This is a genomic window from Nocardioides sp. Z43_10 (genome assembly GCF_059766615.1).
Map to the genome: position 1 here is coordinate 291,800 of NZ_JCBAJY010000003.1, position 12,717 is coordinate 304,516.

General features: G+C 73.8%; 10 protein-coding genes. 5 read left to right on the forward strand and 5 right to left on the reverse strand.

Annotation, left to right across the window (positions count from 1 at the left end; translation table 11 throughout):
* Position 1 precedes the first annotated feature (1 nt).
* Both AC6EI4_RS07615 and AC6EI4_RS07620 read left to right on the forward strand, forming a co-directional pair.
* The gene (locus tag AC6EI4_RS07615; RefSeq protein ID WP_498451088.1) at positions 2-1,348 is read left to right on the forward strand and encodes an HRDC domain-containing protein; all 1,347 of its coding nucleotides are present in this window, start codon (positions 2-4) and stop codon (positions 1,346-1,348) included.
* Positions 1,345-1,707 carry a hypothetical protein gene (locus AC6EI4_RS07620; protein ID WP_498451089.1) on the forward strand — a complete coding sequence of 121 codons (363 nt, stop codon included), beginning with the start codon at positions 1,345-1,347 and terminating at the stop codon, positions 1,705-1,707. The genes AC6EI4_RS07615 and AC6EI4_RS07620 overlap by 4 nt, the downstream gene beginning before the upstream one ends.
* Before the next feature lie 3 nt (positions 1,708-1,710).
* Here AC6EI4_RS07620 and AC6EI4_RS07625 read toward each other — a convergent pair whose 3' ends face one another.
* From AC6EI4_RS07625 to hrpA, 5 genes are all read right to left on the reverse strand, one after another.
* Positions 1,711-3,075 (reverse strand): ABC transporter substrate-binding protein, encoded by a 1,365-nt coding sequence (locus AC6EI4_RS07625; RefSeq protein WP_498421145.1) that lies wholly within the window; start codon positions 3,073-3,075, stop codon positions 1,711-1,713.
* A 160-nt stretch (positions 3,076-3,235) separates the two neighbouring features.
* Positions 3,236-4,108, reverse strand: a complete 873-nt coding sequence (locus tag AC6EI4_RS07630; protein ID WP_498451090.1) for an aldo/keto reductase — start codon at positions 4,106-4,108, stop codon at positions 3,236-3,238.
* A complete protein-coding gene (locus tag AC6EI4_RS07635; RefSeq protein WP_498421141.1) occupies positions 4,105-4,551 on the reverse strand; it encodes a type II toxin-antitoxin system PemK/MazF family toxin in 447 nt (148 codons plus the stop codon). Before AC6EI4_RS07635 ends, AC6EI4_RS07630 begins: the two co-directional genes overlap by 4 nt.
* A 153-nt stretch (positions 4,552-4,704) precedes the next feature.
* The gene (locus AC6EI4_RS07640) at positions 4,705-5,298 is read right to left on the reverse strand and encodes a hypothetical protein (protein ID WP_498451091.1); all 594 of its coding nucleotides are present in this window, start codon (positions 5,296-5,298) and stop codon (positions 4,705-4,707) included.
* A 16-nt stretch (positions 5,299-5,314) separates the two neighbouring features.
* Positions 5,315-9,112 (reverse strand): ATP-dependent RNA helicase HrpA, encoded by a 3,798-nt coding sequence (gene hrpA / locus AC6EI4_RS07645; RefSeq protein ID WP_498451092.1) that lies wholly within the window; start codon positions 9,110-9,112, stop codon positions 5,315-5,317.
* 96 nt (positions 9,113-9,208) lie between these two features.
* Here hrpA and AC6EI4_RS07650 point away from each other — a divergent pair, with 96 nt between their 5' ends.
* Genes AC6EI4_RS07650 through AC6EI4_RS07660 form a run of 3 tightly spaced genes read left to right on the forward strand, consistent with a single transcriptional unit; the run spans position 9,209 to position 12,671 of the window.
* A complete protein-coding gene (locus tag AC6EI4_RS07650; RefSeq protein WP_498421135.1) occupies positions 9,209-9,916 on the forward strand; it encodes a response regulator transcription factor in 708 nt (235 codons plus the stop codon).
* A 1-nt stretch (position 9,917) separates the two neighbouring features.
* The gene (locus AC6EI4_RS07655) at positions 9,918-11,357 is read left to right on the forward strand and encodes a sensor histidine kinase (RefSeq protein WP_498451093.1); all 1,440 of its coding nucleotides are present in this window, start codon (positions 9,918-9,920) and stop codon (positions 11,355-11,357) included.
* Positions 11,358-11,366: 9 nt separating this feature from the next.
* Positions 11,367-12,671 (forward strand): hemolysin family protein, encoded by a 1,305-nt coding sequence (locus AC6EI4_RS07660; protein WP_498451094.1) that lies wholly within the window; start codon positions 11,367-11,369, stop codon positions 12,669-12,671.
* The last annotated feature ends 46 nt before the right edge of the window (positions 12,672-12,717 follow it).

A 12,717-nucleotide genomic window follows, 5' to 3' on the forward strand; every position in this document is an offset into this window, starting at 1 on the left:
GATGGCTGACGACGAGAACCACGAGAGCCCCGCACAGACGCCGGCCGAGAGCCAGGCCCCGACCGAGCCGCCGGAGCCGGTGCCGCTGCTGGAGCTGCGCGACGGCCTGACGCCGGTGGTCGACACCGAGGAGGCGCTGGCCCGGGTGTGCGCGGACTTCGCCGCCGGCACCGGACCGGTGGCGATCGACGCCGAGCGCGCCTCGGGCTACCGCTACTCGGCGCGCGCCTACCTGATCCAGCTGCGCCGCGAGGGTGCGGGCACGGCCCTGGTCGACCCGATCGCCTTCGACGACCTGGTCGTGCTGCAGCAGGCGCTGGGCGACGCGGAGTGGATCCTGCACGCCGCCACCCAGGACCTCGCCTGCCTCGCCGAGGTCGGGCTGCACCCCGCGTCGCTGTTCGACACCGAGCTCGCCGGACGACTGCTGGGCTATCCCCGGGTCGGCCTGGCCACCCTGGTCGAGACGATCATCGGGCGCCGGATGCGCAAGGAGCACTCGGCTGTGGACTGGTCGACCCGACCGCTGCCCCAGCCGTGGCTGGAGTACGCCGCGCTCGACGTCGAGGTGCTGCTCGAGCTGCGCGAGGCGATGATCGAGCAGCTCGAGGCGGCCGGCAAGACCGAGTGGGCGCGCCAGGAGTTCGAGCACCTGCTCGGCCATCAGCCGACCGTCCGCGCCGAGCCCTGGCGCCGGGTCTCGGGCACCCACAAGCTGCGCGGGCGCCGAGCCCTCGGCGCGGTGCGCGCCCTGTGGCAGGCCCGGGACCGGATCGCCGAGCAGCGCGACGTCACCCCGGGCCGGATCATCCCCGACGCCGCGATCATCGCGGCCGCGCAGGCGATGCCGACCGACCGGGCCGCGCTGCTGTCCACCCGCGGCTTCCACGGCCGGGGGGCCGAGCGCTACGCCTCGCGCTGGGTCGAGGCGCTGCGCGAGGTCCAGGAGATGCCCGAGTCGGCGCTGCCCGCCCGCACCCAGCGCAGCGAGGGCCCGCCCCTGCCCCGCGCCTGGGCCGAGAAGGACGCCGTCGCGGCCCGCCGGCTGCAGCTGGCCCGCGAGATGCTCAGCGGCCTCGCCCAGGGGCTCAAGCTGCCGGTCGAGAACCTGCTCACCCCCGACCACCTGCGCCGGGTGCTGTGGGAGCCCCCGAGCGCCCGCGACGACGAGACGCTCGCCGCCGGCGTCGCCGAGCAGCTGGCCGGGTACGGCGCGCGGCCCTGGCAGGTCGAGCTGGCCACGCCGGCCCTGGTGGAGGCGATCCTGGCCGCGGAGCAGACTCAGGACACCCAGCTCACCGAGCACAGCACCGAGCACAGCACCGAGGACGGAGGGACCGAGTCATGACCCAGAGCGAGCTGGTGGATCTGGAGGAGCAGGGCTGGCGCGCGCTGTCCGCCTCCCCCGGCGAGGCTGCCGAGTTCTACGACGGCGTCCTGGACCACACGGTGGTGATGCTGCTTCCCGGCGGGCTGGTGCTCGACGACCGGGACGCGATCATCGCCTCGCTGTCGGGCCAGCCCTGGGCGTCGTACGAGATGCAGGACCTGTGGGTCTTCCAGCCGACGCCGGAGACCGGCATCGTCGCCTACGGCGTGCTCGCCCGGCGCGAGGGAGCCGCGGACTACTCCGCGCTGATCAGCAGCCACTACGTACGGCGGGAGGCCGGCTGGCGGCTGGTCTTCCACCAGCAGACCCCCCGCTGAGGCTCACCGCTCCTCGGGCTCCGGGCTCTCGCTGGCGTCGTCCTCGCTCCACTCCGGGTCGAGCACGCGTCGCGACTCCTCGTCGATCCGCTCGGTCATCTCGGTGAGCTCGAGCACCGGCACGGTGACCAGCTGACGCAGCCCGGGTCGGACCGCCTCCTCCAGCTGCTCCCAGTCGTCGATCACCGGCAGCATGGTGATGTCGCGGACCCGGCGGTTGAACACCGCCGCACCCTCCGGCATCCGTCCGGGCTGCAGGAAGACGTCGGACTCGGCGACCTCGAGGTTGGCCGGGACCAGGTAGCCGGCCCGCACCACCCGCTCGACCGCCATCGTGGAGAGCGCGTAGGTCATGAAGTCGGCCGCCTCGCCGGGGTCGGCGGCGTCGGCGGACATGCACAGCCCGGTGATGTCGCCCAGCGTCGCCTCGTCGTCGAGGGTGGGCATCGGCATCACGTCGAAGTCGAGGCCGGGCACCTCGCGCAGCTGCGGGACCAGTGAGCGGTACCCGGCGATCATGCCGACCTTGCCGCGCTTGAACCACTCCACCGGGTCGGCCTTGGCGAGCTGGGCCTCGGTCAGCGTCAGGTAGGGGGTCCGCAGCAGCTGCAGGGTCCGCTCGAGGGCGCTCTGGGTGGACTCGTCGGAGAAGGCCAGCGACGTGGGCGAGGTCTCCTCGTTGAAGACCCGACCGCGCCCGGAGACGATGAACGGCGCGAGCCCGGTGACGCTGGGGTCGATGTGCACGCCCCGGGTGCCGCGCCGCGGCCGGGTGGCGGTCTCGGCGGCGGCGGTGAACTGCTCCATCGTCCAGGAGGCGTTGGAGGTCGGGGCCGGCAGGCCGCGCTCGCGCATCCGCTCGAAGTCGATGAGCTTGGTGTTGTAGAAGATCACCATCGGCGAGATGCCGTAGGGCATGCACTGCAGCCGGTTGTCGCTGCTGAAGGCCTGCAGGGCGTCGCGGGAGTAGACGTCGCCGAAGTCGACGCCTCGCTCGTCGAGCAGCTCGTCGACCGGCTGGCTCAGGTGGTCCTCGCCCAGCCAGGCCAGGTCGTCACGGGTCGCGAAGAAGACGTCGGGGACGCGCCCCTCGTCCTGCATCGCGGTCGCCGCCTCCTCGTGGTCGCGCCAGGTGCGCAGCGTGACGGTGCTGTTGTCGGCCAGCGAGTTGTAGGCCTCGACGACGTCGGTGAAGGCGGTGATCTCCGCCTCCGGCCCGTAGACGCCGAAGGTGAGCTCGGTGGGCGCGGCGGTGGGCGACGGGCTCTGGCTCCCGTCCGGCCCGTCACTCTCCTGGGTGCACGCGACGGTGGTCGCCGACAGCGCCAACGCCAGGGCGGCCGCCAGCCAGGCGGGGCGCCGACGCACGCGGCGTCCTCGCGCACCTGAGGTGGGCGTCCTGCCCTGGTTGTGCCCTGGCCCCATACCGGGGGCCTCCTCACGACGCGATGTCACCCGCGCGCTCCTCTCCCTGCCTGCAACCGGGCCGCCGATCGGGCTCCGGACATTCGCACGTCACGATATCGACTCACCCGGCGCCCTCGAGCAGCGCGACATCCTCAGCGCTCAGGGTGAGAGATAGCGCACGTACCGAGGCGGCAGGCGAGGCGGGCCGGCTGGCGCCCGGGATCGGCACCACGTGCTCGCCCAGGCCGAGCAGCCACGCCAGGCAGACCTGCTGCGCGCTGACCCCGTGCCGGGCGGCCACCTGCGCGAAGGGCGCGTACGTCGAGCCGAGGTCGGCGGCGCTCTGCATCCCACCCAGGGGGCTCCAGGGCAGGAAGGCCAGTCCGAGCTCGGCGCACAGGGCGACCTCGCCGAGGCTGGAGCGGAAGGCGGGGCTGAGCTGGTTCTGCACGCTGACCAGCGCCGGGCCCAGGATCGCCTGGGCCTCGCGGATCTGGGCCGGGTCGGCGTTGGAGAGCCCGACCCGCTGCACCAGGCCCGCGTCGTACAGCTCGCGGAACGCGCCGATGGTCTCCGCGTAGGGGACCGCCGGGTCGGGGCGGTGGTGCTGGTACAGGCCGATGCTGTCGGTGCCCAGGCGGCGCAGGGACCCTTCGGCGGCGCTGCGGATCCACTCGGGGCGCCCGTCGACCGGCCAGGCGGCGCCGTCGCGGCGGATGCCGCCCTTGGTGGCGACCAGCACGTCCTCACGGCGCCCGCGCAGCGCCTCGGCGACCAGCTCCTCGTTGTGCCCCAGCCCGTACCCGTCGGGCGCGTAGCAGTCCGCGGTGTCGACCAGGGTGATCCCCGCGTCCAGCGCGGCGTGCACGGTGGCGATCGCCCGGGCCCGGTCGGGCACGGCGCCGTCGCGTCCGGGGCGCGAGAGCGGCATCGCCCCCAGACCCAGCGCGCTGACCGGCCGGTCGCCGAGCAGGCGGGTCCTCAGGGCGCTCACAGGGAGTGGAAGCGTCGCGCCTCGGCGACGACGCTGTCGAAGACGGGACGCGCCAGGGCGGCGCCCTCGCGGCGCACGTCGCCACGCTCCAGGCGCAGCAGGCGGTCCAGACGGACCTCGCTGGGGCGGCCCTGACGGTCCCAGCCCCCGGTGCCCACGTCCATCCAGTGCCGACCCCAGCGGGCCTCGTCGGCGGCGTCGCGGTCGTGGTCCTTGCTGGTGAGGTACAGACCCAGCCAGGCCGGGCCGTCCTCGGCCACGATCAGCACCGGGCGGTCCTTGCCCTGGGCGGGGTCGTCCTCGTAGGCCACCCACGCCCAGACCACCTCGCCGGGGTCGGGCTCTCCGTCGCGCTGCGGGGCATAGGTCTGGGTGGCCCGGCTCTGGACGGCGCCGCCGCGCCGCGGGAGGACCTGGGACAGGGCCCGGCTCAGGAAGCTCATGCCAGTGAGCCTAGGCGCCGGGGAAAGGCCGACCGGGCGGACGTGAGAGTGGTACGCCGGACCGGGAGCGCCTCACGGCGCGTGGCCGCTCGAAGCGGCTTATTTTGGGACCCGGGGCTGCCGCGGTCCGGCGTACCGCGCACAGTCTACCCGCTAGGCCAGTCGGTGCTCGAGCTCGAAGTGCCCGGCGGTCTCGAGCTGCTCGGCGAGGGTCAGCATCCGGCCGGCGGTGACCGGCGGCGCGCCGAGCGCGGCGCGGCCGGTGGCGACCACCCGGGCGAACGCCGCCGCGCGGAAGAGCACGTCGGCGTAGTCGGCGGTGGCGATGCCGCGCAGCACCTCGTCGACCATCAGCTTCAGGCCCTCGGGGCTCGGCGGGTCGGCCACCCCGGCGACCACCCGGGCGACCTGGGCGCGGACCCGGCCGGCCTCGAACTCGCGGGCGACGCCGACGGGGTCGGCGTAGACCCAGCCGCGCAGCAGGTAGAGCCGCCACAGGCTGCCGGCCAGCGAGTCGGCCGGCGCCCCGGACCACAGCTCGGCCAGGGTCTCCAGGCCCTCGTCCTCGGCCAGGCGCACCACCCGCTCGGCGGTCTCGGGGTCGCCCTTGCGCCGGGCGCCGCGGACCAGCAGCTGGGCCGCCTGCTCGGCGGCCTCGCGCAGGACGGCCGGGTCGGCGCCGCCGGTGGCCGCCTCGATGAAGTCGGCGCCGGGCACCATCGGCTTGTGGTGACGGCGCTCGCTCATCGCTCCAGCCTACGGCTCAGCCCAGGGCCTTGCGGATTCTCGCGTCGCTCACCGGCACCGCGGTGCCGAGGTGCTGGGCCCACAGCGAGACCCGGTACTCCTCGAGCAGCCAGCGCACCTGGCGCAGCGCCGCGTCCGGCGGCCGCCCGGCGGGCAGCGCCTCGAGCCGGTGCAGGTAGGCCTCCTGGAGCTCCTGGATCTGGTCCATCAGCTGCCGGTCGCGCGCGACCTGGCCCTCGAGCCGCTCACGGCGGTACTCCAGGGCCTGCAGGTAGCGCGGGTAGTGGCGCAGCTGGGTGACGCCGGCCTCGCCGACGAAGCCCCGGTGCACCAGCCGCCCCAGCTGCGCCTGCATGTCGGAGAGGGCCGGCAGCTGGTACATGTCCGCACGCCCGCTCAGCGCCCGGTCCACCCGGCGCCACCCCTGGAGCACCCGGATCACGTCCTGCATCACCGCGCGCAGGTGCGCCTCGGCGTCGGCGTCGGCGGCCGCGCGCAGCGCGTCGTACGACGCCTGGTCGCGCACGGCCGGCCGCGCGTCGACGACCGCGGCGAGCACCGCCGCACGGCAGTCCTCGAGCAGCTCGGCCACCGTCGGGTACGGCGAGCCGGCCAGGGCCAGCTTCTCGGCGTTGGTGAGCGAGTCGAGCACCGCCTTGACCGGCGAGCGGGTCTCCAGCGCGAGCAGCCGGCGCACACCCAGCCGGTGGCGCGCCTCCTGCTCCTCGGCCGAGCCGAACACGCCGAGCCCGACGCCTGCGCCCTCGTCGACCAGCGCGGGGAAGCCGCGCACCTCGTGGCCCGCGCGCTTCTGGGTGAACGAGCGCTCGATGGTGCCGAAGGTCCAGCCGGTCTGGCCCGAGGCCGTGACCCCGGAGTCCGAGGCGACCTCCTTCATCGCCTGGTCGAAGGTCGGGCGCAGCGGCGCCTTCAGCGCCTCCAGGTCCTTGCCCTGGGCGACGACCTCCCCCGCCTCGTCGACGACGCGGAAGATCGGCTTGAGGTGGTCGGGGACCTTGGACCAGTCCCAGGCCTCGCGCGGCACCACCACGCCGGTGGTGGCGCGGAAGTGGCGCTCCAGCGCGTCCAGCAGCGGCTCCTCCCCCGCCGGGACCTTGGCCAGGAAGTCGCGGGCGTGGTTGGGCGCGGGCACGAAGTTGACCCGCAGCTGCTTGGGCAGGCTGCGGATCAGGCTGGTGACGAGCTCCTCGCGGACCCCGGGCACCACCCAGGAGAAGTCCTCGGCGCCGACCTGGTTGAGGGTGGCCAGCGGGACGTCGATGGTGAGGCCGTCGTCGGCCGCGCCGGGCTCGAAGTGGTAGCTGATCGGGAAGGTCAGCCCCTCGGCGTGCCAGTACTCGGGGTAGTCGGCCGCCCGGATCTCCTCGGCGGTGTCGTGGGTGAGCATGTCGGGGTCGAAGGTGAGCAGGTCGGGCCGCTGCTGGCGCTCGTGCTTCCACCACTGGTCGAAGTGCGCCCCGCTGACCACCTCCTTGCCCACCCGCGCGTCGTAGAAGTCGAAGAGCGTGTGCTCGTCGACGACGATGTCGCGGCGCCGGGCCCGGTGCTCGAGCTCGGAGGCCTCCTCGAGCAGCCGGAGGTTCTCGGCGTAGAAGCGGTGCCGGGTGCTCCACTCGCCGTACACCAGGGCGTGGCGGATGAACAGCTCGCGGCTCAGCTCGGGGTCGACCGCGCCGTAGTTGATCAGCCGGTCGGCGACCAGCGGCACGCCGTACAGCGTGACCCGCTCGTGGGCCATCACCGCGGCCCGCTTCTGCGACCAGTGCGGCTCGGAGTAGGAGCGCTTGACCAGGTCCTTGCCCAGCCGCTCGGCCCACTCCGGCTTGATGGCGGCGTTCTGGCGCGCCCACAGCCGGCTGGTCTCCACCAGCTCGCCGGCCATCAGGAACTGCGGGCTCTTCCGGGCCAGCCCGCTGCCGGGGAAGATCGCGAACCGGGCTCCTCGCGCGCCGAGGTACTCGCGCATCGCGCGCCGCTCCCCCGATCGGCCGGGCTTGGCCTTGTCCCGCTCCTCGAGCAGGCCGATGTGCGAGAGCAGCCCCGAGAGCAGGGCCTGGTGGATGCCGTCGGCGTCGGGCACGTCCGCGGGGTGGCCCAGCTCGATGCCCATCTCCTTGCACACCTGGCGCAGCTGGGACTCGAAGTCCTGCCACTCCCGGACCCGCAGGTAGTTGAGGAACTCCTTGCGGCACATCCGCCGGAACGCGCTCGAGGAGAGCTCGCGCTGCTGGTCCTTGAGGTAGCGCCACAGGTTCAGCCAGGTCAGGAAGTCGCTGTCCTCGGCCTTGAACCGGGCGTGCTGCTGGTCGGCCTGCGCCTTGAGCTCGGCCGGCCGCTCGCGGGGGTCCTGCAGCGACAGCGCCGAGGCGATCACCAGCACCTCGCGCACGCAGCCGAGCCGCTCGGCCTCGAGGATCATCCGGCCCAGCCGCGGGTCGATCGGCAGCCGGGCCAGGCGCTTGCCCACCCGGGTGAGACGGACGCCGGGTGCGGCGGGACCCTGCCGGTCCGCACCGACCGCGCCGAGCTCCTCGAGCAGCTGGGTGCCGGCGGTGATGTTGCGCCGGTCGGGGGGCTCCACGAACGGGAAGCGGGCGACCTCGCCGAGACCCAGCGAGGCCATCTGCAGGATCACGCTGGCCAGGTTGGTGCGCAGGATCTCGGGGTCGGTGAACTCCGGGCGAGCCTCGAAGTCCTCCTCGGAGTAGAGCCGGATCGCGATCCCCGCCTCGACGCGTCCGCAGCGCCCCGAGCGCTGGTTGGCCGAGGCCTGGCTGATCGGCTCGATCGGCAGCCGCTGGACCTTGGTGCGCGCGGAGTAACGGCTGATCCGGGCGACGCCGGAGTCCACGACGTAGCGGATGCCCGGCACGGTCAGCGACGTCTCCGCGACGTTGGTGGCCAGCACCACCCGGCGCCCGGCGGTGTGCGGGGAGAAGACCCGGTGCTGCTCGGCGGCCGAGAGCCGCGAGTAGAGCGGCACGACCTCCAGCCCCCTCCCGCCGCTGCCGGCGAGCTCGTTGAGCACGTCGGCGGTGTCGCGGATCTCCCGCTCCCCGGGCAGGAAGACCAGGATGTCGCCGGGGCCCTCCGCGGAGAGCTCCTTGACCGCGTCCACGATGGCGTCGGTCTGGTCGCGGACGACCGCCTCGCCCTCCTCGTCCTCCTCCGGCAGCTCGATCAGCGGCCGGTAGCGGACCTCGACGGGGTAGGTGCGTCCGGAGACCTCGATGATCGGGGCGGGCCGGCCGTCGCGCTCGCAGAAGTGCTGCGCGAACCGCTCGGGGTCGATGGTCGCGGAGGTGATGATGAGCTTGAGGTCGGGCCGCTTGGGCAGCAGCCGCTTGAGGTAGCCCAACAGGAAGTCGATGTTGAGGCTGCGCTCGTGGGCCTCGTCGATGATGATCGTGTCGTACTTGCGCAGCATCCGGTCGCGCTGCAGCTCGGCGAGCAGGATGCCGTCGGTCATCAGCTTGACCCGGCTGCTGCGCGAGGTCCGGTCGGTGAAGCGGACCTGGTAGCCGACCAGGTCGCCGAGCTCGCTGCCGAGCTCGCTGGCGATCCGCTCGGCCACCGACCGCGCCGCGATCCGGCGCGGCTGGGTGTGGCCGATCAGCTTGCCGCCGGCGGCCCGGTCGCCGCGCCCCAGCTCGAGGCAGATCTTGGGCAGCTGGGTGGTCTTCCCCGACCCGGTCTCGCCCGCGACGATGACGACCTGGTGGTCGCGGATGGCGGCGGCGATGTCCTCGCGGCGCTGGGTGACCGGGAGCTCGGGCGGGAAATGAATGTCCACAACGCGCTCATTGTGCCCGGGTCGCGGAAACGCCGGCGAATCGGACGCACAGCCGGGGCACAGGACATCCACAGACTTCGCGCGCAAGATGGAGTCATGGACCTGACCAGGCCGGACGGGAGCCCGCTGCGCATCCTCGTCGTCGACGACGAGGTGAACATCGCCGAGCTGGTGGCGATGGCGCTGCGCTACGAGGGCTGGGAGGTGCGGATGGCGCACACCGGCGCGCAGGCGGTGAGCGTGGCCAAGGAGTTCCGCCCCGATGCCGTGGTCCTCGACATCATGCTTCCCGACTTCGACGGGATGGAGGTGCTGCGCCGCCTGCGCGCCACGCTGCCCGACGTCCCGGTGGTCTTCCTGACCGCCCGCGACGCGGTCGAGGACCGGGTCGCCGGGCTCACCGCCGGCGGCGACGACTACGTCACCAAGCCGTTCTCGCTCGAGGAGCTGGTGGCCCGGCTGCGGGGGCTGATGCGGCGCGCCGGCGCCCAGCGCAGCGAGTCGTCCTCGGTGCTCACCGTGGGCGACCTGACCCTGGACGAGGACACCCACGAGGTGTTCCGCGGCGGCGACGAGATCAAGCTGACCGCGACCGAGTTCGAGCTGCTGCGCTTCCTGATGCGCAACCCGCGCCGGGTGCTGAGCAAGGCCCAGATCCTGGACCGGGTGTGGAACTACGACTTCGGCGGGCAGGCCAACGTCGTCGAGCTGTACGTGTCCTACCTGCGCAAGAAGATCGACGCGGGGCGCCCGCCGATGATCCACACCATGCGCGGCGCCGGCTACGTGTTGAAGCCGGCCTGAGGTGGGCCGGCCCGCGTCGCTGACCGCGCGCCTGGTCGTCACCCTGGTGGCCCTGGTCGCGGTGGTCTGCCTGCTGATCGGCTCCGCCACCACCGTGGCGATGCGCTCCTACCTGACCGGCCAGCTCGACGGTGACGTGCTGGCGTCGGTGGACGCGCTCACCGCACCGGGCGGTCCCCCGGGCTCCCCCGACGAGTTCGAACGGCGCAACCAGCCGCCCGGGACGCTCAACGCCTTCCTGCCCGGGGACGGGGCCGGCGAGGGCGAGATCCTCACCGACCGCCGCGGCGACCCGCAGACGCTGGCGGCCGACGCCCTGGACCGGCTGGCGGAGGTGCCGGTCGACGGCGAGGTGCACGCCGTGGACGTGGAGGGGCAGGGGTCCTACCGGGTGACGGCGATGGAGGCCACCCGCTACGCGGCGGGCTCGGGGGTCCAGGAGGGCGTGCTCGTCACCGGTCTGCCCTCCGCCGACGTCGACGCCACCGTGGCCAGCCTGATCTGGTGGGAGCTGGCGCTGACCCTGCTGGGCGTCCTCGCCGCCGGCGGCGCCGGCCTGGTCGTCGTACGCCGCCAGCTGCGCCCGTTGCGCGAGGTGGCCGGCACCGCCCGCCACGTCGCGCAGCTGCCGCTGGCCTCGGGCGACATCGAGCTCACCGAGCGGGTGCCCGAGCACCTCACCGACGAGCGCACCGAGGTGGGCCGGGTGGGCGCCGCGCTCAACACGCTGCTCAGCCACGTCGAGTCGTCGCTGGCCGCGCGCCAGCGCAGCGAGCAGCAGGTCCGCCAGTTCGTCGCCGACGCCTCGCACGAGCTGCGCACCCCGCTGGCCACCATCAAGGGCTACGCCGAGCTCGCCCGGCGGCGCCCCGACGACCCGGCGATGACCGGGACGGCGCTGGACAAGGTGGAGGCCGAGGCGGCGCGGATGACCGCCCTGGTGGAGGACCTGCTGCTGCTGGCCCGCCTCGACGCCGGCCGCCCGCTGGAGCGCCGGCCGGTGGACCTGACCCGGCTGCTGCTCGAGACGGTGGCGGACGCCCGGGTGCTCGCCCCCGACCACCGGTGGCGCCTCGACCTGCCCGAGGAGGCCCTGCAGGTCTGCGGCGACGAGCAGCGCCTGCACCAGCTGGTCAGCAACCTGCTCACCAACGCCCGCAAGCACACCCCGGCCGGCACCACGGTCACCGTCAGCGCGCGCCCCGGCGAGATCGTCGTGCACGACGACGGGCCCGGCCTGCCGCCCGAGCTGCGCGGCAAGGAGTTCGAGCGGTTCGCCCGCGGCGACAGCGCCCGCACCCGCGGCACCGCCGAGGGAGGCACCGGACTCGGGCTGGCGCTGGTCAAGGCGATCGCGGCCGCGCACGGCGGCGAGGTGAGCCTGCACAGCCGCCCCGGCGCCACCACGCTCACGGTTCGGCTGCCGACCGCGCCGGGCTAGGTTGGAGGCATGGACCAGGACACCTGGCTGAACATCGCCTTGGTGATCGCCTTCGTCCTGGTGGGCGGCGTCTTCGCGGGCACCGAGATGGCCCTGGTCTCCCTGCGCGAGGGCCAGATCCGCCGTCTCGAGGCCCAGGGCCCGCGCGGCGCCCGGGTGGCCCGGGTGGCCCGCGACCCCAACCGCTTCCTGGCCACCGTCCAGGTCGGCGTGACGGTGATGGGCTTCCTGTCCGCGGCGTACGGCGCGTCGCGGCTGGCGCCGGACTTCGTGCCGGCGCTCGAGGCGCTCGGGGTGCCCGAGGTGCTCGCGCCCACCCTGGCGCTGGTCGCTCTCACGTTGGCCATCGCCTACCTCTCGCTGGTCCTCGGAGAGCTGGTGCCCAAGCGCCTGGCCCTGCAGCGCTCCATGGGGACCGCGCTGCTGGTCGCCCCGCCGCTGGACCGGGTGGCCACCGTGATGCGCCCGGTGATCTGGACGCTGTCGGCCTCGACGAACGCCGTGGTCCGGCTGCTGGGCGGCGACCCGGAGGCCGGCACCGAGCGGATCACCTCCGAGGAGCTGCGCCAGCTGGTCCTCTCCCACGAGGACCTCACCCCCGACGAGCGGCGCATCCTCGACGACGTCTTCGACGCCGGTGGGCGCCGCCTCACCGAGGTGATGCGCCCGCGCCGGGAGGTGACGTTCCTGCCCGGGGACGCGACCGTGCGCGAGGCCGTCGAGGTGGTGCGCGCCAGCCCGTACTCGCGCTACCCGGTGACCGGCGAGAGCTTCGACGACGTCCGGGGCTTCCTGCACGTGCGCGACCTGCTCGACGCCGCCCCGTCCGCCACCGTGGCCGAGCTGGCCCGCCCCATCGTCCGGCTGCCGGGCACCAACCGGCTGATCCCCTCGTTGAGCCGGTTGCGCGCCGAGGAGGTGCACATCGCGCTCGTGGTCGACGAGTACGGCGGCACGGACGGCATCGTCACCCTCGAGGACCTGGTCGAGGAACTGGTCGGCGACATCCGCGACGAGTACGACGCGCCCGCGCCCGCCGCCAGCGTGGTGCGCGACGGGGTCGCCGTGGTCGACGCGATGCTGTCCCTGGAGGAGTTCGCTGAGCAGACCGGGGTGGACCTGCCCGAGGGGCCCTACGAGACCGCCTCGGGCTTCGTGGTGGCCCGGCTGGGGCGCCTGGCCGAGCCCGGCGACCGGGTGGAGGTGGAGGGCCGCGAGCTGGTGGTCCAGGGGGTGGAGCACCACCACGTGAGCAGGATCGCAGTGCGGGTCGCCGACGACGAGGGCCCTCGCGTTACGCTGCCAACAGAGTGATTGTCGGACAATCTTCGCCGACACCCGGCACCATCGAGGAGGCGAC